The organism is Affinirhizobium capsici, assembly GCF_977018625.1.
Window position 1 is genome coordinate 1,407,278 of the sequence record NZ_CDRNXD010000004.1, and the last position, 20,066, is coordinate 1,427,343.

The 20,066-nt window shown below is 56.1% G+C and carries 16 protein-coding genes and 1 other RNA gene; 7 read left to right on the forward strand and 10 right to left on the reverse strand.

Features of this window, described 5'->3' with window-relative positions; genetic code table 11:
• Positions 1 to 60: 60 nt before the first annotated feature.
• The 3 genes from AC0JZ1_RS10220 to AC0JZ1_RS10230 all read right to left on the reverse strand — a co-directional run bounded on the left by AC0JZ1_RS10220 (position 61) and on the right by AC0JZ1_RS10230 (position 4,656).
• Positions 61 to 1,998: a methyl-accepting chemotaxis protein gene (locus AC0JZ1_RS10220; protein ID WP_471882265.1), complete on the reverse strand. Its 1,938-nt coding sequence runs from the start codon at positions 1,996 to 1,998 to the stop codon at positions 61 to 63.
• Between the two features lie 274 nt (positions 1,999 to 2,272).
• Positions 2,273 to 2,845: an acetolactate synthase small subunit gene (gene ilvN / locus AC0JZ1_RS10225; RefSeq protein ID WP_471882266.1), complete on the reverse strand. Its 573-nt coding sequence runs from the start codon at positions 2,843 to 2,845 to the stop codon at positions 2,273 to 2,275.
• 32 nt (positions 2,846 to 2,877) lie between these two features.
• The gene (locus tag AC0JZ1_RS10230) at positions 2,878 to 4,656 is read right to left on the reverse strand and encodes an acetolactate synthase 3 large subunit (RefSeq protein ID WP_471882267.1); all 1,779 of its coding nucleotides are present in this window, start codon (positions 4,654 to 4,656) and stop codon (positions 2,878 to 2,880) included.
• 413 nt (positions 4,657 to 5,069) lie between these two features.
• Between AC0JZ1_RS10230 and AC0JZ1_RS10235 the strand changes: the two genes are divergently transcribed.
• Positions 5,070 to 7,136 carry an ATP-binding protein gene (locus AC0JZ1_RS10235; RefSeq protein ID WP_471882268.1) on the forward strand — a complete coding sequence of 689 codons (2,067 nt, stop codon included), beginning with the start codon at positions 5,070 to 5,072 and terminating at the stop codon, positions 7,134 to 7,136.
• Here the strand turns inward: AC0JZ1_RS10235 and miaA are convergent.
• Positions 7,121 to 8,029 carry a tRNA (adenosine(37)-N6)-dimethylallyltransferase MiaA gene (miaA, locus tag AC0JZ1_RS10240; RefSeq protein ID WP_471882269.1) on the reverse strand — a complete coding sequence of 303 codons (909 nt, stop codon included), beginning with the start codon at positions 8,027 to 8,029 and terminating at the stop codon, positions 7,121 to 7,123. The genes AC0JZ1_RS10235 and miaA overlap by 16 nt on opposite strands.
• Here miaA and serB point away from each other — a divergent pair.
• Together serB and AC0JZ1_RS10250 are read left to right on the forward strand one after the other, a co-directional pair.
• Positions 8,028 to 8,918 carry a phosphoserine phosphatase SerB gene (serB, locus tag AC0JZ1_RS10245; protein ID WP_471882270.1) on the forward strand — a complete coding sequence of 297 codons (891 nt, stop codon included), beginning with the start codon at positions 8,028 to 8,030 and terminating at the stop codon, positions 8,916 to 8,918. The two genes, miaA and serB, sit on opposite strands and share 2 nt — an antisense overlap.
• A complete protein-coding gene (locus AC0JZ1_RS10250; RefSeq protein WP_471882271.1) occupies positions 8,915 to 9,505 on the forward strand; it encodes a GNAT family N-acetyltransferase in 591 nt (196 codons plus the stop codon). The genes serB and AC0JZ1_RS10250 overlap by 4 nt, the downstream gene beginning before the upstream one ends.
• Before the next feature lie 3 nt (positions 9,506 to 9,508).
• On the opposite strand, the gene AC0JZ1_RS10255 is transcribed toward AC0JZ1_RS10250, so the two are convergent.
• From AC0JZ1_RS10255 to AC0JZ1_RS10275, 5 genes are all read right to left on the reverse strand, one after another.
• Positions 9,509 to 11,080, reverse strand: a complete 1,572-nt coding sequence (locus AC0JZ1_RS10255; protein WP_471882272.1) for a Do family serine endopeptidase — start codon at positions 11,078 to 11,080, stop codon at positions 9,509 to 9,511.
• 190 nt (positions 11,081 to 11,270) lie between these two features.
• Positions 11,271 to 12,212 carry a protease modulator HflC gene (gene hflC / locus AC0JZ1_RS10260; protein WP_471882273.1) on the reverse strand — a complete coding sequence of 314 codons (942 nt, stop codon included), beginning with the start codon at positions 12,210 to 12,212 and terminating at the stop codon, positions 11,271 to 11,273.
• A complete protein-coding gene (hflK, locus tag AC0JZ1_RS10265; RefSeq protein WP_471882274.1) occupies positions 12,209 to 13,324 on the reverse strand; it encodes an FtsH protease activity modulator HflK in 1,116 nt (371 codons plus the stop codon). The genes hflC and hflK overlap by 4 nt, the downstream gene beginning before the upstream one ends.
• Positions 13,325 to 13,468: 144 nt before the next feature.
• On the reverse strand, positions 13,469 to 14,008 hold the full coding sequence (locus tag AC0JZ1_RS10270) for a dihydrofolate reductase (RefSeq protein ID WP_471882275.1): 540 nt from the start codon (positions 14,006 to 14,008) through the stop codon (positions 13,469 to 13,471).
• Positions 14,008 to 14,802: a thymidylate synthase gene (locus AC0JZ1_RS10275; protein ID WP_471882276.1), complete on the reverse strand. Its 795-nt coding sequence runs from the start codon at positions 14,800 to 14,802 to the stop codon at positions 14,008 to 14,010. Before AC0JZ1_RS10275 ends, AC0JZ1_RS10270 begins: the two co-directional genes overlap by 1 nt.
• 76 nt (positions 14,803 to 14,878) lie before the next feature.
• Between AC0JZ1_RS10275 and ssrA the strand changes: the two genes are divergently transcribed.
• The 4 genes from ssrA (at position 14,879) to AC0JZ1_RS10295 (ending at position 16,409) form a co-directional block, all read left to right on the forward strand.
• Positions 14,879 to 15,252, forward strand: a transfer-messenger RNA (tmRNA) gene (gene ssrA / locus AC0JZ1_RS10280).
• A gap of 131 nt (positions 15,253 to 15,383) precedes the next feature.
• Positions 15,384 to 15,893 carry an SspB family protein gene (locus tag AC0JZ1_RS10285; protein WP_471882277.1) on the forward strand — a complete coding sequence of 170 codons (510 nt, stop codon included), beginning with the start codon at positions 15,384 to 15,386 and terminating at the stop codon, positions 15,891 to 15,893.
• Between the two features lie 17 nt (positions 15,894 to 15,910).
• Entirely contained in the window at positions 15,911 to 16,108 is a 198-nt protein-coding gene (locus tag AC0JZ1_RS10290; protein ID WP_471882278.1) for a DUF4169 family protein, read from the forward strand.
• Between the two features lie 58 nt (positions 16,109 to 16,166).
• A complete protein-coding gene (locus AC0JZ1_RS10295) occupies positions 16,167 to 16,409 on the forward strand; it encodes a ribbon-helix-helix domain-containing protein (protein ID WP_471882279.1) in 243 nt (80 codons plus the stop codon).
• On the opposite strand, the gene AC0JZ1_RS10300 is transcribed toward AC0JZ1_RS10295, so the two are convergent.
• Positions 16,386 to 20,033, reverse strand: coding sequence for an AsmA family protein (locus tag AC0JZ1_RS10300; RefSeq protein ID WP_471882280.1), 3,648 nt, complete (start codon positions 20,031 to 20,033; stop codon positions 16,386 to 16,388). The two genes, AC0JZ1_RS10295 and AC0JZ1_RS10300, sit on opposite strands and share 24 nt — an antisense overlap.
• Positions 20,034 to 20,066: the final 33 nt, after the last annotated feature.

Below are 20,066 nucleotides of genomic sequence, written 5' to 3' on the forward strand. Positions count from 1 at the left end.
CTTCGCACGACGCCCCGATGCACTTGCCGGAAGATTAGAGAGCGCTCATCGCGCCTTACCTTAAAATTCTTCCCAATTTTCTTTCGCGCTGGCCAGAGCCGCATTGCCGGAGAAGGCTGCGGCGATGCGGTTGCCGAGTTTGCGGGCCGGCGAAACTGCGGGCCGCTCTGTCTCACGAACAGCGCGTGGCGCTGCTGCCGCGGAACCATGGCTGCTTCCGAGGTTAAACTGTGACAGAAGCTGCGCCAATGAAGCGGATTCCTTGGCCAATGCGTGGCTGGCCGCGTTGCTTTCCTCAACCATGGCCGCGTTCTTCTGCGTATCCTGATCCATGTGATTTACGGAGGTATTGATCTGCTGCAGGCCCGACGACTGCTCGTGCGCTGCATCAACAATCGCTGTCACGTGACGATTGATCTCCAGAACTTCGGAAGCAATTTTTGTCAGAGCTTCGCCGGTTTGGTCCACCAGTTGGACGCCGGATTGAACATGTTCATTGGATGCGTTGATAAGAGCCTTGATGTCCTTAGCGGCACTCGCAGAGCGCTGTGCCAATTCGCGAACTTCCTGCGCAACCACCGCAAAGCCCTTGCCAGCTTCCCCTGCACGTGCCGCTTCAACACCAGCATTCAAGGCAAGAAGATTGGTCTGGAAGGCAATCTCATCAATCACGCTGATGATGTTGGAAATCTCGCTGGAGGATTTTTCAATCTGCTCCATAGCGATGACGGCACGGCGGACGACCTCGCCTGAACGTTCCGCCTCTGATTTGGTGTGCGAAACGAGCGAACCCGCTTCCTGGGCACGGCTGGTGGAATCCTTTACAGCGGTGGTGATCTGCTCCAGCGCCGCTGCGGTTTCCTCAACAGAGGCCGCCTGCTGCTCTGTGCGCTTGGCAAGATCGTCTGCAGCCGCACGAATTTCATTGGCACCCGAGTCGATTGCGCGCGCATTCTCCGCAACCCGCTTCAAGGCATCCTGCAGCTTCTCCGTGGATGCGTTGTAGTTCCCGCGGATCATTTCAAGATGCGCTGCGAAAGGCTGCTCAATTCTGAAGGACACATCCCCATCCGACAAGCGCTGCAAAGCATTTGCGAGGTTATCGACCGCGAACTGAACCTCTGCAGCGCTTTTCGCACGCAACTCTTCGTTCGTTCTGCGTTCCTGTTCCGTCAAGCTGCGGTTGGTTGCAGCATCAGCCTCCAGGCGAGTGCGCTCCAGCGCATTATCACGGAAAATCCCGACGGCCTGTGCCATCTGGCCAATCTCGTCTCGGCGATCCAGACCGGGCACAGCTTCTTCCGTTTTGCCTTCAGCCAAAGAACTCATACGCTGGCGCAATCGCTCAATTGGCTGTGTGATGCCTCGACTAGAGAAAAAGTTGGCAAGGGCGACAAATGCCAGAAACAGAGCCGCAAGACCGATCAGCGTATTCGTGATAGTGGATAGCGCACCTGTATTCAGCTCCTCGCCCTGCTTTGCCAGATCCTTTACCCTCTGGTTGTTGAAAGCGCGCATATCGTCGCGCCAGCGATTGGCAAGCTTATCTGACTGGCCAAGAAGCTTGGTTGCCTTCTCCTTGTCTCCGGCTGAGATGGCAGCTACCGCCTGATCGGAAAAGCTGAAAATTTCCGTGGCTCGCGATTTGAATGTGGCAATGTCAGATGCGACTTCAGGAGTGAGCTTCGCAGCATGATCCAACCGCGTAACCAAGGTGCTTTTGGCATCCTCGTAGTTCTTCGTCATGCCTGCTGTATCAGAGGAAGCCTCGGCATGCAGCATCTGATAAACTGAGTAGGGAGCATTGATGACATTTGTCGTCGCACGAAACATTTCGCTGGCGGCAACACTGTCTTCTGTCACAAACTCGTAGTACTTAGATACAGATCCTTTGTACTGCATGGATACATAGCCAACTCCAGCTGCACCGATGAGTGCTATTGGAATAATCAGCATCTGTATCTTAGACTTTATCTTCAGATTGTTCATAAAAGACATGAGACCGTCCTGCGCTTGCTTTTTTGGATGCAGATCCGGCAGCATTAGGACGTTCAAGGGGCTTTACGTGTTCCGTGCAGACCAGAGCAAACCAAATCCGGGGATCTTCTGGTGCAACTATTGCTAGCTATAGGATAACCAAATGTAAACAATACCGTTTTTTTCCGATGTCACGACCCGATCTGCAACAGATGTATATATAAGATAAAAATGATAAACCTCGGCATTACTGCCGAGGCTTTTCATCTGCGCATTGGAACAGGCTGGAAATCGATTACATGCCTTGGGCGCCACGGTTCATGGCAGCAATACCTGTCCGGCATACTTCGATGAGACCGAGCGGCTTCATGATCGCAACGAACTGGTCAATCTTTGAAGACTTGCCTGTGATCTCGAAAATGAAGTGATTGACAGTAGCATCGACCACTTTGGCATGAAACGCATCGGCCAAGCGGAGGGTCTCGGCTCGCTGCTCCCCCTCACCTTCCACTTTCACCAGCGCCACTTCGCGCTCAATTGGGCGTTCCTGGCCCAATTGCTTGGCACGAACGGTCAGATCGACCACACGGTGAACCGGGACAATGCGATCCAGCTGAGATTTGATCTGCTCCAGCACGCCGGGCGTAGCGCTGGTCACGATCGTGATGCGCGACAGATGCGCCTCATGCTCCGTCTCAGAAACAGTCAGGCTTTCGATGTTGTAGCCACGACCAGAAAAGAGACCGATGACGCGGGCTAGAACGCCGGGCTCGTTGCTGACGAGAACCGATAGGGTATGGCGCTCTTCCTTGGCAGTTTCCTGCTGGATGAAGTAGGCGGAACCAGTGGGTTGAAGATGTGCATTCATTTGAATTGTTCCTGATCCTGTCCTGGCAGCTCTTAGACGAGCTGCCGCCCCTTGGCGTCAATAGCGTTTGCAACGGCTTCGTCAGTGGCCTCATCCGGCAGCAACATTTCATTGTGCGCCTTGCCGGAAGGGATCATCGGGAAGCAGTTCGCCAGATTGGCGACGCGGCAATCGAAAATGACGGGACGGTTGACTGAGACCATCTCGGCAATCTTATCATCCAGTTCGGCGGGTTTGTCGCAATACATACCGACCGCACCATAGGCTTCCGCCAGTTTCACGAAATCCGGCATGGCTTCCGTGTAGGAGTTTGACAGGCGATTACCGTGCAGCAACTGCTGCCACTGGCGAACCATACCCATGTACTGGTTGTTCAAGATAAATATCTTGACCGGCAGGCCGTACTGGATGGCGCAGGACATTTCCTGAATGCACATCTGGATGGATGCATCACCCGCGATATCGATAACCAGAGCCTCAGGGTGCGCAACCTGGACACCGATGGCCGCAGGCAGACCGTAGCCCATGGTGCCGAGACCACCTGAGGTCAGCCAACGGTTTGGAGCCTCGAAACCGAAAAACTGTGCCGCCCACATCTGGTGCTGGCCAACTTCGGTCGTGATGTAGGTTTCCCGACCCTTGGACGCCTCGTAGAGACGCTGGATGGCGTATTGTGGCATGATAACGTCGCCGGAATTCTTGTAAGCAAACGAATTGCGGGCCCGCCAACGATTGATCTGCTCCCACCATTCTGCTGTCTGGGCCTTTTCAGGCTTCTTCGGCAGTGCTCGCCACAAGCGAACCATATCTTCCAGAACGCGGCCAACATCACCGACAATCGGAATATCGACACGGACATTCTTATTGATTGAAGACGGATCGATATCGATATGGATCTTGCGGGAATTCGGCGCAAAAGCATTCAGGCGGCCGGTGATACGATCATCGAAGCGCGCGCCGATGCAAACCATGACATCGCAATCGTGCATGGTCATATTGGCTTCGTAGGAACCGTGCATGCCGAGCATTCCCAACCAGTTGGGGCCGGATGCCGGATAAGTGCCAAGGCCCATCAAGGTGGATGTGATCGGGAAGCCGGTCAACTCCACCAGTTCGCGCAACAGACGCGTGGCCTCTGGACCCGAGTTCACCACACCGCCGCCGGTGTAAAAAACAGGCCGGCGCGCGGTAGCCATCAGTTCGATCGCGGCGCGAACGGCGTTCAAATCACCGTCAGTCTTTGGCTGATAGCTCTTCTGGGCAATGTAATCCGTCTTCGGCGTATAGGTGCCGGTGGCGAACTGGATATCCTTCGGAATATCGACAACAACTGGCCCCGGACGTCCGGACTGAGCAATACGGAACGCCTCATGAATGATGGCTGCCAACTCGTTGACATCCTTCACCAGCCAATTGTGCTTGGTGCAGGGCCGTGTGATGCCAACCGTGTCGCACTCCTGGAAGGCATCTGAGCCAATCAGGCTTGTCGGCACCTGGCCGGACAGGCAGACCAACGGAATGGAATCCATCAGCGCATCCTGCAGCGGCGTGACCGCATTGGTAGCACCCGGGCCGGAGGTGACCAGCATAACGCCAACCTTGCCGGTGGAACGGGCATAGCCTTCCGCAGCATGGCCCGCGCCCTGTTCGTGACGAACGAGAATATGCTGGATATCATCCTGCTGAAAGATCTCGTCGTAGATCGGAAGCACTGCACCGCCGGGATAACCGAAGATATGCTCCACACCATTATCTTTCAGGGCCTTCAGAACGATCTCCGCCCCTGTCATCCGATTCTCTGTACCCGTCATGTCCAATTCCGTTTCTGCTGTTTCCGAAGCGGCCGCAGGGCCTGATTGAAGGCATAAAAAAAGGCCCCTTGAGGAGCCTTCGGTAGCGCATGGGAGCTTTCGCCGGATGGTTACACCATCCTGCCCATGCGCCTTCCCACCACGATAAGTGCGTTTGATACGGTCATGACCGGAACTGTTAGCCAGAAAATTTCGTATCGTCAATGGAATTGCGCAAGAAATGACCGCTACAGCCAATTTCGGCGCAAATTCGCGTGAAGTTTTAAGCCTTTAAACGCCTGAAAACGGGACGTCTAAGCAGTGCTCGGAAAGGAGTTGTTAAGGCGGTCTCTCTATGGTCCTAGGCTACTCACCTAACTATGTGATCTAATTTCAAATTTGGTGGGCGAAAGTCTGCAGCAGGAAGTCGATCAGTGCGCAATCATGACCTCCACCTATCGGCCTCAGCCGGTGAGCAGGACCGGCGAGACGGGCTTCACCCAGGCAACCGCCTGTTGGGTCGCGTCGTGGCATGCAGTGGATCGCGCGCAACGATTTCTGCCATTGCAGAGCGAGGATCGACCGATATTTCGGCATTATGGTCCGTTGGCAGGCTGATTTCCATCAGTGTTGGCAAAAACCGCGTTGTCGCTCTGACCTGCTCCATGGCCACCGCCGGCAATACCTGGGGCGACAATCGGGACAATGAATTCCATATCGAGGTTGAACTTCTTGGCGAAGTCCGCGTCTCGGACGACGGACGCGAAGAATTCAGCGGCGGCATCAGCACCTACCCCTACCTGGGTGCCATCGCCCACCGCATTCGCTCCTCCGACCTCGTTCGAATTTACGATACCGGCAAGGCAGATACCTGTGTTGTGGGCAAGCTCACGCAGGACGAAAGCATCGACGCGGCGATCCATATTCCCTCCATGCTATCGAAGCATTTCGCCATTGTTGGCTCAACCGGCGTCGGCAAATCCACCGCCGTTTCCCTCCTGCTTCACAAGGCGATTGAATCGGACCCGAAGCTTCGTGTTCTGATTCTCGATCCGCATAATGAATTTGCCGCTGCATTCCCACATCATGCGGTGGTGATCGATACGGATAATCTTGACCTGCCATTCTGGCTCATGCGCCTGGATGAATTTGCGGAAATCATTTTCCGTGGCCGTCCACCTGTTGCTGAAGAACTCGACATCCTGCGCGATCTCATTCCTGATGCAAAACGCGCCTTTCGCGGAAGCGATTCCTCTCTCATGCGCCGTCAGACGGAGAAAAGCTCTGTCACCGCCGATACGCCGGTTCCCTACAGGATCGCAGATCTGCTTGCCCTGATTGACGAGCGCATCGGCCGCCTGGAAGGGCGTAGCGAGAAACCCGCGTTGCGCTCGGTCAAGGTGCGCGTCATGGCGGCCATCAACGATCCGCGCTACCATTTCATGTTCTCCAACAATACGATCAATGACACGATCATGGAGACGATTGCGCACATCTTCCGCATACCTGGTGATGACAAGCCCATATCTACATTTCAATTGGCGGGCATCCCTTCGGAAGTCGTCAACTCGGTTGCCTCGATCCTTTGCCGCATGGCCTTTGAGCTCGCGCTCTGGAGTGAAGGGGCTATCCATATGCTGGTGGTGTGCGAAGAAGCGCACCGGTATGTGCCGGCAGATCGCGAACTCGGTTTCTTTCCAACGCGTCAGGCCATTGCTCGCATTGCCAAGGAAGGCCGAAAATACGGCGTTTCACTTGGCGTCATTACCCAGCGCCCTGGCGAGCTGGATCAAACAATCCTTTCGCAGTGCTCTACGATTTTCGCCATGCGACTGGCCAATGATCGAGACCAGGACATTATTCGCTCCGCAATCCCGAACTCGTCCGTCTCGAATACCAGCTTCATCTCCTCCATCGGTAACGGCGAAGCCATTGCATTTGGCGAAGCTATTACGGTGCCCATGCGGATGCGATTTACCCGCTTGAGTGAGGACATGCTGCCCAAGGCCCATGGCGTTTCTGACAAGGGCAGCGAGGTCACGCCGGACAATGTGGATCTGCGCACCATCGTTACCCGAATGCGCGCTATTGCCGGTCCCGATATCTCTGCACTTCAGAAAAGCGTAGCGACATCTGACCAACGCGAATCGCCGCGCCTTGATGCTCCGGCGCTCGAGTCGGAGGTTGCCAATTGGGAGCGTGAATTGCGCATGTCGGGGCGGAGCGCCTATCAAGCGCAGGCACCGGAAGAAAAGCTCGAACCCTATCGGCCGGATATGCTGCCCGGCGCACGTCCCTCGGCAGCGCCTGCGGCCAGTGGATCTCCCCTTCCTGAATCGCGCATCCTGCGTCGGGAAACAGCCGAACCGGCCACGCGTGCGGCTTACGGCAACAATGAGGACGTTCAGGCTGTTCGCAACACTCTGTTGCGCCGCGAGACCTCCCCGGTCAGGGAGTCGCTCCTCAAGCGCCCCTTGAGCAGCCTTTACGATAAAGAATAAGGGTCGAACCGCTCCCAGCTTTCATCCATCTGGTTTCGGAACCAGGTCATCTGCCGCTTGGCATATTGGCGGGTGAGAGCGGAAGCACGCTCTATAACCTCGGCGCGAGACATGTCGCCTTTCAACATCGCGGCTATCTCGGCAACACCAATGGCTCGCATGGCTGTTGCATCTGCTGGCGGGCGTTTGGCAAGCAGAGCCTCAACTTCTTCGATAGCGCCATTCTGCATCATGATGTCGAAGCGACGATTGATGCGATCGTGCAAGATGGAACGTTCTGGCAGCACCACCAGCTTTTTCGCCTTGGCGGGATCGATAAGCATCGGCCCTGGCCGGCTCTGAAACTCTGCAATCGAAGACCCCGTAGCCATCACGACCTCCAGCGCACGAACGATGCGTTGGCCATCGGAGGCTTGCAATTTTTCCCCCATGGCCGGATCAAACCTGCGCAGATCCTCGTGCAGCGGCAGAGAACCTTCATCGATAAGCCGCTGGCGCAGAGTATCGCGAATCTGCAGAGGTATGGACGGCATATCGGATAAGCCGCCCGTCAGGGCTTTGAAATAGAGGCCTGTGCCACCCACCAAAACCGGCATTCGTGCATCCTTGCGCAATGCCTCCAAAAGCACACCGACGTCCCGCAGCCAGTCCCCGGTCGAATAGCTCGAGACGGCTGGAACGTGTCCATAAAGGCGGTGCTCGATACCTTCCATTTCTTCGACTGAAGGCCTTGCCGTCAGCACGCGCAGAGTATCATACACCTGCATGCTATCTGCATTGATCACCACGCCGCCACATTGACGCGCCAAATCCAATGCGAGCGCTGACTTGCCGCCCGCCGTTGGCCCGGTTATCAGGATGGCCTCGTATTCTTGCCAAAGGTTATTCATCATGGCTCTCGTTGCCACGCTCATCGCCCACCCGTCAAACCCTGTTCTCGATTCGAGACTGGGCGAAGTCGCCGCCGAGGCTACGAATGCGAGCGGTTTGTACTGGTTGGCGGACGGTATAGCCTGCGATGTGGCACTTCGAAACGAAGCTGACGCGGCGACAAGCGAGAAGCAATTGCGCGAGGCCCTGACGGGCCACCCCATCGATGTCGTGATTCAGCATGTGGAAGCGCGCCGCAAGAAGCTTCTCATCGCCGACATGGACTCCACCATGATCGAGCAGGAATGTATTGACGAATTGGCCGACGTGGTTGGGCTGAAGGATAAGGTTGCCGCCATTACGGCCCGCGCCATGAATGGCGAGATTGCATTTGAGCCCGCCCTTCGCGAGCGTGTAGCGCTGCTGAAAGGACTGCCTATTTCCGTCGTGGATGAGGTAATTGCCAAGCGCATCACGCTCATGTCGGGAGGACCGCAGCTCATCGCAACCATGCGCGCCAAGGGCTTTCAGACAGCACTCGTTTCCGGCGGATTTACGGTTTTCACCAACCGCATTGCTGAAACACTTGGCTTTCATGAGAACCGCGCCAACATTCTGCTGGAAAAAGACGGCATCTTGACCGGGGAAGTAGCCGAGCCCATTCTGGGCAAGCAGGCGAAAGTGGATGCTCTGGCAGAAATAGCGGCGCGCATTGGCATTGATCCCGAGGAGGCCATGGCTGTTGGCGATGGAGCCAACGACCTCGGAATGCTCGGTCTGGCCGGTTCTGGTGTGGCGCTTCACGCCAAGCCGATGGTTGCGGCACAGGCCAAAATGAGGATCGACCACAGCGACCTCACCGCTCTCCTCTACATTCAAGGATATCGAAAGACCGACTTCGTGACACCATGACCACTGAACAGCCTCGTATTATCTTGGAGACAGACCGCCTGCGGCTTCGCAACTGGCTGGAGCGGGATCGCAACCTGTTTCGCGAAATCAACTCTGATCCGAAAGTGATGGAGTTTTTTGCGTGGCGTCGCAGCCATGCGGAGGCAGACGCCTTGTTCGAGCGCGTCAACACCATGATCAAACAGGATGGCCTTGGCTTCTATGCGGTGGAGGATAAGCAGACCGAGGAGGCCATGGGCTTTTGCGGCTTGGCACCTGCATCCGTGAGCGGAGTATTTCCTGAGGAAACAATTGAGATCGGATGGCGTCTTGCCACGCGCTTCTGGGGCAATGGCTTCATCACTGAAGCTGCCCAAGCGTTGGTGAACTACGGGCTCAACGATCTCAAGCTGCCCTGTATCGTGTCTTTCGCGGTGGCGGAAAATCACCGCTCCACCGCAGTCATGAAACGCATCGGCATGAAGCGCTACCCGGATTTCGATTTCGATCATCCGCGGGTTCCAGACACGCACCCACATCTCAAACCGCACGTTACCTATGCGATAGTCAGTAGCGCTGCAGCCGACCTAGCTACAGCGCTCGTCTGAATCCTACTCAATCGGAATTGCAACGAAGCGCAATTGGCCATCTGCGCCAGCCACCATCATATGTGCGTTGCGCCTACCTTCACCCTTCAATTCGTCGATACGAGTGACGACATCTTGCGGCATGGCTGTAAAGCTTTGTCCAACTTCAACGATAACCTCGCCCGGTTTCAAACCCTTTTCCGCAGCCGGTGAACCCGCCTGAACAGCGGTGATCACGACACCTTCCACGCTATCGGCAATGCCGAAATCCTTGTGACGCTGGTCGTTCAGTTCAGAAAGCGTCATGCCTAGCAGCATGATGTTTTCATTCTGCTGCGGCTCCGCCTGATCCTTGTTTTCACCTTGCTTGTTTTCACCTTCTGCAAGGGCCGGATTATCATCACCCTCTTCCGCCTCAGCGCCGTCTTCCAGACGGCCCAGCGTGACTTTCACGGTCTGCTGCTTACCATTACGCAGCACTTCAACGTTCACTTCCTTGCCGACGGGGCTTTCGGCGACAGCGAGCGGCAGATCACGCATCTCCTTCACTGCTTTACCATCGAAGGTCAGGATAACGTCTCCGGCCTTGATCGAGCCATTATCCACCGGCCCACCTTTGATGATGCCGGACACCAGCGCGCCACGCGCTTCCTTGAGGCCCAGGCTTTCAGCCACATCATCCGTCACGGGTTGAATGCGCACACCAAGCCAACCACGACGGGTTTCACCAAACTCGATCAATTGCTGAACGATGTTCTGCGCAAGTTCCGTCGGGACTGCAAAGCCGATACCAATCGACCCACCGCTTGGAGAGATGATCGCCGTATTAACCCCGATGACTTCGCCATACATGTTGAAGAGGGGGCCGCCGGAATTGCCCTTATTGATAGCCGCATCCGTCTGGATGAAGTTATCATAAGGGCCTGCATTGATGTTGCGATTGCGGGCGGAGATGATACCGACTGTCACCGAGCCGCCCAGGCCAAATGGGTTGCCGATGGCCATGACCCAATCGCCAATTCGCATCTTTTTCGAATCGCCGAATTTGACGGCTTTCAAAGGTGTTTTCGGTTCAACCTTTAGAACAGACAGGTCGGTCTTCGTATCTGTTCCAACCAGCTTGGCCTTCAGCTTGTTGCCATTGGGGAAGATGACTTCGATATCGTCGGCACCTTCAATGACATGGTTGTTGGTCACCACATAACCGCTTGGATCAATCACGAAACCCGAACCAAGCGAGTTCACTTTGCGATTGCTATCCTTATTGCCGTTACCATCGAAGAAATCGTCGAAGAACTCCTGAAATGGCGATCCGTTCGGCACCTGCGGCGCCTGTGGGCCGGGACCGACACCATCACCCTTTACGCTCTGCGAGGTAGAAATATTCACCACAGCGTCCAGCAATCCTTCTGCCAGGTCTGCGACAGATGCTGGGCCGGGCTGCCTCTGCGTATTTGCTGGCGCAGGCGGAGCCGGGTTGATGGCTGGCCGTTGCTGCGCGTGGGCGACTGTGGAAGCCACGGGGGCAAGAGCGGTGGTAAGCGCCAGAAAGGCTGCCAGGGAGTGTCGAGACGACAGTCGGAAGGTTTTCGCCATCAGGCTTCCTCGATTGATAAGGCGGATCATGCGACATCTGTGCTTCGCACGACGCTTCCTGAAAGATAAGGCGGAATGAGGACAGGGGAAATTATCTTTTCGTGAGGCCCACATTTTAGTTGTGCCGAATGGTAATGGAGGCCGACGAAAAAGGGCGACCTTCGGGGTCGCCCTTTCCTGTTTTTTGATCTTACTGCTGCGCTGGCGGGGTAGCCGCTGGAGCAGTTGGCGGCACCGGAGCCTGACCGTTCGGAGCCGCACTCTGGTTGAAGTAGCGGAAGAACTGCGAATCCGGGCTTAGAACCATTGTCGTGCTCTTGTCGCTCAATGCGCTCGTGTAAGCCCGCATGGACCGGTAGAACTCAAAGAAGCCAGGATCGCGAGCAAAGGCTTCACCGAAGATACGGTTACGCTCTGCATCACCCTCACCCCGAATGATTTCCGAATCGCGCTGCGCTTCAGAGACAAGCTCCACCACCTGACGATCAGCGATGGCGCGGCGACGCTGGCCCTGCTCATTACCGCGAGCACGGATCAGTTCCGCTTCCGCCAGACGTTCAGCCTTCATGCGCTGATAGGTCTGCTGCGAAACTTCACGCGTCAGGTCCGTACGGCGAATGCGCACATCGGTGACGTTGAGACCTAGCGATTCTGCAGCATTTTGCAGATCGCTTCGCACTTCCTGCATCATGGCCGAACGTTCGTCGGAAAGAGCTGAGCCGAAGTTGCGAAGACCATAGACGCGGCGCAGAGCAGCATCGAGACGTGTGCGCAGACGGGATTCAGCCGAGTCACGATCACCGGAGACCGCCTCACGGAAGCGACGGGCATCCTGAATGCGGTAGACGACGAATGCATCCACCTCATAAAAGGCACCGCCACGCACCTGGACGCGGATGTTATCCAGATCGAAACGCAAAGCGCGATTTTCGATGTACTGAACGCGATCAGCATCCATGAATGCGAAAGGCAGTTTCAAGTAGATGCCTGGCTGCGCCTTGACCGACTGGATCTGACCGAAGCGAACCACGATAGCCTGTTGGCGCTCGTTCACGACAAAAACTGACGAGTAAGCGAGGAACAGGAGAATGCCGATCCCGATGAGGATCGCAGGGAGACGGTTCGAACTCACTTGGCACCTCCCTGGTTGGCATTGTTGTTCTGACGCAGCACTTCATTCAGCGGCAGGTAAGGCACGACGCCCTGCTTGTCGTCCAGAATGATTTTATTGGAGTTCTTCAGAACATTCTCCATGGTTTCCAGGAAGATACGCTCACGCGTGACATCCGGTGCTGCGCGATAGGCATCATAGATGGACACGAAACGTTGTGCCTCACCCGTTGCCTCGTTCACGACACGATCCTTATAGGCGGACGCCTCTTCGCGAACCTGGGCTGCCTGACCGCGGGCCTGACCAAGCTTCTGGTTGGCATACTGGTTGGCTTCTTCGACGAAGCGATCTTCATCCTGTTCAGCACGCTGAACTTCTTCAAAGGCATCGGCAACCTCACGTGGAGGTGCGGCGTCTTCGATGGGAACCGCATTGATGGAAATGCCAGCCCCGTATGTGTCCATTGTACCTTGAATGATGTCACGCACCTGCGTCGAAATCTCTTCGCGATTGTCGCGGAACACATCCTGAGCCGGACGACGGCCGACAACTTCACGCATCGCGCTTTCAGCCACCTGCTGCAGCGTTGCGGCTGGCGCTTCCAGATTAAACAGATAAGCGCGCGGATCGGTTACCGTGAAAAGCACAGAGAACTGCACATTGACGATGTTCTGATCGCCAGAAAGCATCAGGCCTTCCGTGGAGGCTGCATTGCCGCGCCCACCAATATTCTGCTGCTGTTCCGTGACCTTGACGATCTCTACGGTTTCCAAAGGCCAGAAATGCCAGTGAAGCCCGGGACCGGAAATCTCTTCCTTCGGCTTTCCGAATCGCAGTTCGACGCCGCGCTCATCCGGCTGGACTGTGTAGATGGATTGGATACCCACGAACGCCAGAATGATAAGAATGACGACAGCAAATGCCCCGCCATTGAACCCGCCTGGAACGACGTTGCGGAGGCGATCCTGACTGCGGCGAATGATATCCTCGATATCGGGAGGACCGCCATTGCCGTTGCCACCGCCACCATTGCCACCGCCGCCACGCGGGCGATTGGGACCCTGACCCCATGGTCCCTGATTATTGCCGCCGCCCCCCCAGGGGCCGCCGCCATTCTGATTGCTCCAAGGCATCAAAACCTCTTTGTTCGTGTAACTCCCACCCTCGAGAAGCCGCGGCGAAATTGCGGCAATCGGGTCATGCCCCGTTATAGGTACGCAACCCGCTGCTTTCAACGCGCCAAAGGGTCACTTCGAAGTGTTTGGTAACGAAATGTTTCAGTTAGGACCGAAACGCCTGCGATAAACGGCGAAATTCGTCGCGTAATTGTCTTTCTCACCGGCAGGAACAGCTGTGTTTTCCACCTGTTCGAAGAGGTTTTTATCGATCGGGGGAAAGAATGTATCGCCATCGGCAATGTCCGCTTCGACATGGGTGATGTAGAGCGCATCCGACTTCGGCATAGCCTGGGCATAGATTTCGCCGCCGCCAATCACGGCAACCTCCTCAGCCCCCGTCTCCACAGCAATCTGCTGCGCGCGTTCAAGCGCTGCTTCAAGTGAAGCAACCGTTTCGACGCCGTCGCAATGGTAATCTGCATTGCGGGTGATCAACACATGCGGACGGCCCGGCAATGGCTTGCCACCGAAGCTTTCAAATGTCTTTCGCCCCAGCACGACTGGCTTGCCGAGTGTCAGCGCCTTGAAGCGCTTCAAATCTGTTGAAAGCCTCCAGGGCATGTCTCCATCCCGGCCGATGACGCCATTGATGGACACGGCAGCAACGAGAACAACGGGAACCTTGCGTTCAGCTGCCATTACACCGCAACCGGCGCTTTGATGTGCGGATCGGCTTCATAACCGACCAGCTCGAAATCCTCGAAGCGGAAGGCAAAAAGATCCGTTACGTCAGGATTGATTTCCATGCGCGGCAAGGGTTTTGGCGTGCGCTGCATCTGAATTTCAGCCTGCTCGAAGTGGTTCGCATAGATATGCGCATCGCCAAAGGTGTGGATAAATTCACCGGGCTTATATCCGGTGACCTGCGCCACCATCATCGTCAGCAATGCGTAGGATGCGATGTTGAAGGGCACGCCAAGGAAGATATCCGCCGAGCGCTGATAAAGCTGGCACGACAACCGGTCGCCGGATACATAGAACTGGAACAGGCAGTGACACGGCGGCAAGGCCATATCGTCCACCTGCGCGGGGTTCCAGGCAGATACGATGTGACGACGAGAATTCGGATTGCGCTTGATGCCTTCCACCAGATTGACGATCTGGTCCACGCTACCGCCATCCGGCTTCGGCCAGGAGCGCCACTGATATCCATAGACGGGGCCTAGATTGCCATTCGCATCAGCCCATTCGTCCCAAATCGAAACGCCGTTTTCCTTGAGATAAGCGATATTGGTGTCGCCTTTCAGGAACCACAAGAGCTCATGAATGATGGAACGCAGATGCAATTTCTTGGTCGTCAGCACCGGGAAACCGTCCGCGAGATCGAACCGCATCTGATAGCCAAACACAGAGCGGGTTCCGGTGCCGGTACGATCGCCGCGGTCGGTTCCGGTTTCCATCACATGGCGCAAAAGGTCGAGATATTGTTTCATCAGCCTGCCTGTCGATTCCGTCCAGCAGCATTATAAGCGGGCATCGGCGAGACGATAGTGTGCAAGCGCGCTTTCCCCCCTTTTCATAAGCGCATGAAACACCTATATCACCCTTGCCGGGGCTTGCTCCGGCTATGGCAATAAACGGTCGATGTAATAAACCTATTGGACCCGGGGGCGGTACCCGGCGCCTCCACCAGAAACAGGCGGGCAGCTTTAGGCGAGGCCTGCTTCTGATGGGGGCGAAATAGGATCGACAAGGGCGTAAAGATCGAACTTTTGCTCGGCATGATACCGCCGTTATCGGGTCACAAGTGTAGTTGCAAACGACAACAACGCTAAGGGTTACGCTCTCGCTGCCTAATGGCGGTGCGGGAAACCCGCTCTAAGTCCTCTTGGTTAGCCCCTTGAGGCGGGGTCCGAAGGCACCTGGCAACAGAAGCCTTCACCTTTCCGCTTCACCGCTTTTTCGCTATCTTGTATCAGAGATGCCGCACCGGGGCTTTCGCCTGAACCACGGCTGGCATATAACGGGCGTCAAATCGCAAGAAAAACATCGAACTGATTGGAAGAAAAAAACGATGGGTCAGGATCATATCCGTTACGACATTCTGGCACAGGACGCCCTTCGTGGCGTTATTCGTAAGGTTCTGACCGAGGTGGCTGCAACGGCCCGACTGCCGGGTGACCACCACTTTTTCATTACCTTCCTGACAGGGGCTCCCGGCGTTCGCATTTCTCCTCACCTGAAGTCCAAATATCCCGAGCAGATGACCATCGTCATCCAGCACCAGTTCTGGGATTTGAAGGTGTCTGACACGCATTTCGAAATCGGCCTTTCCTTCTCCGATACGCCTGAGCGGCTGTACATTCCATTCAATGCAATTCGTGGCTTCTACGACCCTTCGGTGAATTTCGAGCTGGAGTTCGAAGTGCCCTTGGCGGACGAAGAAGAAGTATCAGCGGAAATCACTGCCTATCCGGTAGATGCGGCGGCCAAACCAGCAGATGAAGAAGGCAAGGAAGAGGAAAAGAAGGATGGTGCCTCCGGCTCCGTCGTGTCCCTTGATTCCTTCCGCAAAAAGCACTGATTTCAGACGAGGTCGACATGTGCGCTGATGTGGTCAATCTGCGATTAGCCAGGAAGGCAAAGACCCGTTCCGAAAAAGAGCGGGAGGCAGAACAGAATCGCATCAGTTTCGGTCGCACCAAGCAGGAAAAATCTCTTACCACCGCCCTGAACCAGAAAGCTCAAAAGGCTCTGGATCAGGGAAAGTTGGAAAAGAACAGCAAAGAAGAAGAATGAGCGGCGTCTGCCGCTCTTTTCGCGTCAAGCACCACGCTTTTCGATTTGAGCAACATTCGTGATCCGTAAGCATTCAGCGACACTGCATGGCCACAGAACCAGCTTTTCGCTGGAAGATGCCTTTTGGACGGAGTTGCGCGTGATCGCGGACCGACGGCAGATTAGTCTTGCTTCGCTGATCGCAGAGATCGACGATGGCAGACCGCCAGAAAGCAATTTGTCGTCGGCCTTGCGCGTTTACGTGCTGAACGACGTAAAAGGCAATTTCGCCCAGCGATCAGTTGCCGGTAACGCCGGGTAGATCATCCATTTTAAAATGCTCAACTGTGGGCGGAACAGTCAACGAGGGTGCTGAACTGGAAGAGGCCGGCTTCTGCTGATCGCGCTTTTCCTGCTCGGCACGCTGGCGAGCCAATTCTTCCTCTTGCCGTTTGGCCGCGGCATCCGCCCTTTCCTTCGCGATCCGGCGCTCATTATCCTGGTACTGGTAGAGGGAAACCTCGCGGCGCAGGCGCTGCTTTTCCAGTACACTCGCCTGCAATGTTTCCACCCGACGGCGCTCTCGCTCAAAAGCTCGCAAGGACAAGAAATTGGTTATGGCGCCCAGGTGCAGCTGCCGCTCCGGCTGCGCCCAATCACCCTTAAATCGCAGGCCGACTTCCGCATCGCCACCGGCAATCGCATCTTCGCCCGCGTCATAGGTCATTTGCAGGTCAGCATCCACCGACTGTTCGGCAAGGCTGAAACGCGCATTGCCGCTAAGCTGCGTGCTACCCGCCTGAGCGGCGACATTCTGGATCCGAAGCTGACCGGCACTCATAGTGAATGGCACATCAACCGAGCCGACCTGCATTTCGCCGGAATATATCTTGTCTTGAACAAGCGGGCGAACCTTCGCTTCCGTCACATCGCCCGTGATTTTATCGGCAGCAGCAAGCAGATCCTTCAGCGGATTTTGCGCCAGCCCCGGCAAAATGACATCTTGCAAATGAAGGGTCCCTGAGCCATTGGCCGCAACGAGAAGGGCAGCGGGGGTCTTTGCCGTTGCCTCCGTAGCCAGCTCAAAGCTGATTTTGCCACGGACGACGGGTTGCCCGCCGCGCCCCCACATCAAAGGTGCCAGATCGGCATCCTGAAGACTGAGACGTGTCTGGAAAAGGCCGATACCTTCGCTGCTGGACATGGCCAGTCGCCCGTTAAGCGTGCCGCCCAGCCAATCCGCCTTGGCATCCTCTAGATTGATACCATTGCTCCGATTGCTCAAGCGCGCGGAGAAGTTGCCAAGCGGTGGCATACCAGACAGAAGGCTCACAGATGTTGCCGAAAGATCGAGCGTGACATCAGCCTGGCCGAATGCGGACTGGGTCAGTGGCTGGCCTGAAAATGCGCCTGTTTGCGGGTCATAGAGAGGCCCGTAAACTGCCTCTGCCAGCCATTCCACGTCCAGCGCCCCAAGGTCGAGCTTGCCTGTCAGCGTTGGCGCTTCGGCTGTTCTGTCGTAGGCCAGTTCGCCTGAGACAGCATTGCCCCCAATTGTGCCTTGCAGCTGACTGAGTTTGAGCGCCTTGGAATCGACTGCCACCTCAGCCTTCGCATCAACCGGAATTCCCGTGCCAAACTGCGGTGCGCTCAAACCAGCTACAAGAAGCGTCGGCTCAATATCGCGGCTTTTGATGTTCAGATTGAGCGAGCCCTCGCCGAAATTCTCCGCTGCCAGCGATACGTGACCTGAAGTAGAGGCGACGGTCGCGTCGGTTTGATAATTCAGGGTTACATCAGCCTCGGGCCTATCGCTGCCCTTGGCTGTTATATTGAGTATCGCATTAGAATCGCCATCGAATGGAAGGGTCTCGATGCCCAGTTGCTCCATAAGGGACACGGATTGCGCGTTCGAGAACTTAGCAGTCAGCTGATAGTCAGTCTCTTCAGTGAGATCGAGCAAGTTTTGCGCCTGAAGATCGCCTTCTATCCTGGTGCCGTTGGAGATGCCGCTGACCTTGAGGTTCGCCGCATCACCTAAAGTGAGTTCTGCCGTAAGGTGAGTGTTGGAATAGGCAGCGGGATTACGGGACAGGCGCTCCAGCACAGGATGGCGTGGCAGTTTTTCGCGCAGTACTGCTAAAAACGATGCTGCATCCTGTACCATGAGATTAACGGTGCCTCGGCCGCGATAATCCAGCAACGAACCTTCCGCGCTGCCGCGCGCAGTCAGCTGTGCGCCCGCCACGTCCGCGACCTTCAGCGTCTCCACCGAAAGACCGCTCTCGCCCAGATCAAGCTGAGCCTCGACACCCTTGGCAGCGACACCAAAGGCCATTAACCGGTCCGCCTTGAGATGGGCTGTCAAATGGTGATCGAGCGCTTGCTGCCCGGCATCCTGGCCGGTCACTAGCGATGCCAGCGCCCGGATGGCATCGAGATCGATTTCATCGCCAGCAAGATCAACTGCCAGATCTGGCAGAGGCTTAGCCTCCGTCGCAGAGCTTCGTTCCAGCCGCCCTTTCAGGGTGGCCCCACCAATCGCCAATTCCAGCTGCTCGAATGCTTGGCTCTGACGGGTGAGCGCCACATCGGCAGAGAAACCAGCAGACTTGAGGCGACGGATCGCGGGATCGACATTACCTGTCAGCCAATCGGAGAAGCCTGAGGGCTGGTTGGATGCAAGCAGCATTTTACCATTGAACGAGGGCTCCCCATTGATCACCAGTTGGCCGCTCGCCTCCACTTGCGTGCGTCCAGGCAAGATTGCAACTGCGTTCTCCACCGTCCAGCCATTGGGCGCCGGTCGCACATCAAGCCGGATATCCCGCACCGTCGTGCCTTCAGTCACAATGGCAGGCAGACGTACCGTAGCTTTGCCCGGCACTTGCGGCACGGGAATACGCGCCGCCATGGCGATCAGTGCGTTCAAGCGACGTTGCGCTGAGACATGCGCATCTCGAGAAGTCTTCCCGCGCGGCATGAGCTCAGTCGTCAGCTTATCGACATCCACCTGCTGTCCGTCTGCCGTCAGCAGAAATTCAGGCTTCTCCCCCGTATCAAGCGTTGCTTCGCCCGTAATGACATAGGGATTATCGACCGCGCCTGCTTCAATCCGATATTCGGGAATACGGATACGATCATTGGTGAGTTCGAACTTGCCTTTGGTACGCGGCGGAACCTGCTTGGTAGCGTCACCGATTGACTGGTCGGTGACGGCAAGGTTGAATTCGCCCTTGTATTCGGGCCGTGCCTCGCGCACACCCAAGGTTCCATCAAGCTGTACATCCACAGGCTGGATATCGGGACGCAGACGCAGTTTCAGCGGCACTTGAGATTGCGCGTCCGGCTCCCCGCTGTTGAGCGTGAATTGTGCCTCATAACCATCAAGCGTTGCATTACCTTCTGCCCGCCATGGACCTGCCAGCGAATGAGCAGAAAGATCAGCCGTCAGATGGGTGACAAGGCGATTGCGGCCAGAGGCTTCATCAATGAACTGAATTTCAGCGTCAGTGATATGAACATCTTCCAACACGACATTGCGGGCCGGAATGTCCGGACGGCTGCCGCGCATCCAATCCAGTTTTCCATCTTTCAAGAGACGAATACGGGCCTTCGGCTTTTCGATACGCATATCGAACACACGTGCCTCGCCAGATAGGAAAGGCGCAAGTTCCATATCCATGGAAAAGCCGGCGACCTGTACCAGTGGGGTGCCATCCGTATCCTGCCCGACGCGCACATCCCGCATGGTGACAGACGGGAACGGCAAAATGCGGGCCTCCACCGCACCATGCACGGTGACCTTCTTGCCAAGTATGCGGCTTGCCTGCTGCTCAAACCCCACGCGGAAATTCGTCCAATCCACGAAGACGGGAGCCAGCAGCGCTGCAAAAAGCGCGACGACAACGAAACCACCAATGACCAGAAAGATACGCCCGAGCACGTCCACCTCTTAACTTTGGGGTAACTTTTAGGA

Coding starts and splice junctions, on each gene's coding strand:
- AC0JZ1_RS10220 (WP_471882265.1), bottom strand. CDS start 1,998: ATGTCTTTTATGAACAATCTGAAGATAAAGTCTAAGATACAGATGCTG.
- ilvN (WP_471882266.1), bottom strand. CDS start 2,845: ATGAATGCACATCTTCAACCCACTGGTTCCGCCTACTTCATCCAGCAG.
- AC0JZ1_RS10230 (WP_471882267.1), bottom strand. CDS start 4,656: ATGACGGGTACAGAGAATCGGATGACAGGGGCGGAGATCGTTCTGAAG.
- serB (WP_471882270.1), top strand. CDS start 8,028: ATGGCTCTCGTTGCCACGCTCATCGCCCACCCGTCAAACCCTGTTCTC.
- miaA (WP_471882269.1), bottom strand. CDS start 8,029: ATGATGAATAACCTTTGGCAAGAATACGAGGCCATCCTGATAACCGGG.
- AC0JZ1_RS10250 (WP_471882271.1), top strand. CDS start 8,915: ATGACCACTGAACAGCCTCGTATTATCTTGGAGACAGACCGCCTGCGG.
- AC0JZ1_RS10255 (WP_471882272.1), bottom strand. CDS start 11,080: ATGGCGAAAACCTTCCGACTGTCGTCTCGACACTCCCTGGCAGCCTTT.
- hflK (WP_471882274.1), bottom strand. CDS start 13,324: ATGCCTTGGAGCAATCAGAATGGCGGCGGCCCCTGGGGGGGCGGCGGC.
- AC0JZ1_RS10270 (WP_471882275.1), bottom strand. CDS start 14,008: ATGGCAGCTGAACGCAAGGTTCCCGTTGTTCTCGTTGCTGCCGTGTCC.
- AC0JZ1_RS10275 (WP_471882276.1), bottom strand. CDS start 14,802: ATGAAACAATATCTCGACCTTTTGCGCCATGTGATGGAAACCGGAACC.
- AC0JZ1_RS10285 (WP_471882277.1), top strand. CDS start 15,384: ATGGGTCAGGATCATATCCGTTACGACATTCTGGCACAGGACGCCCTT.
- AC0JZ1_RS10290 (WP_471882278.1), top strand. CDS start 15,911: ATGTGCGCTGATGTGGTCAATCTGCGATTAGCCAGGAAGGCAAAGACC.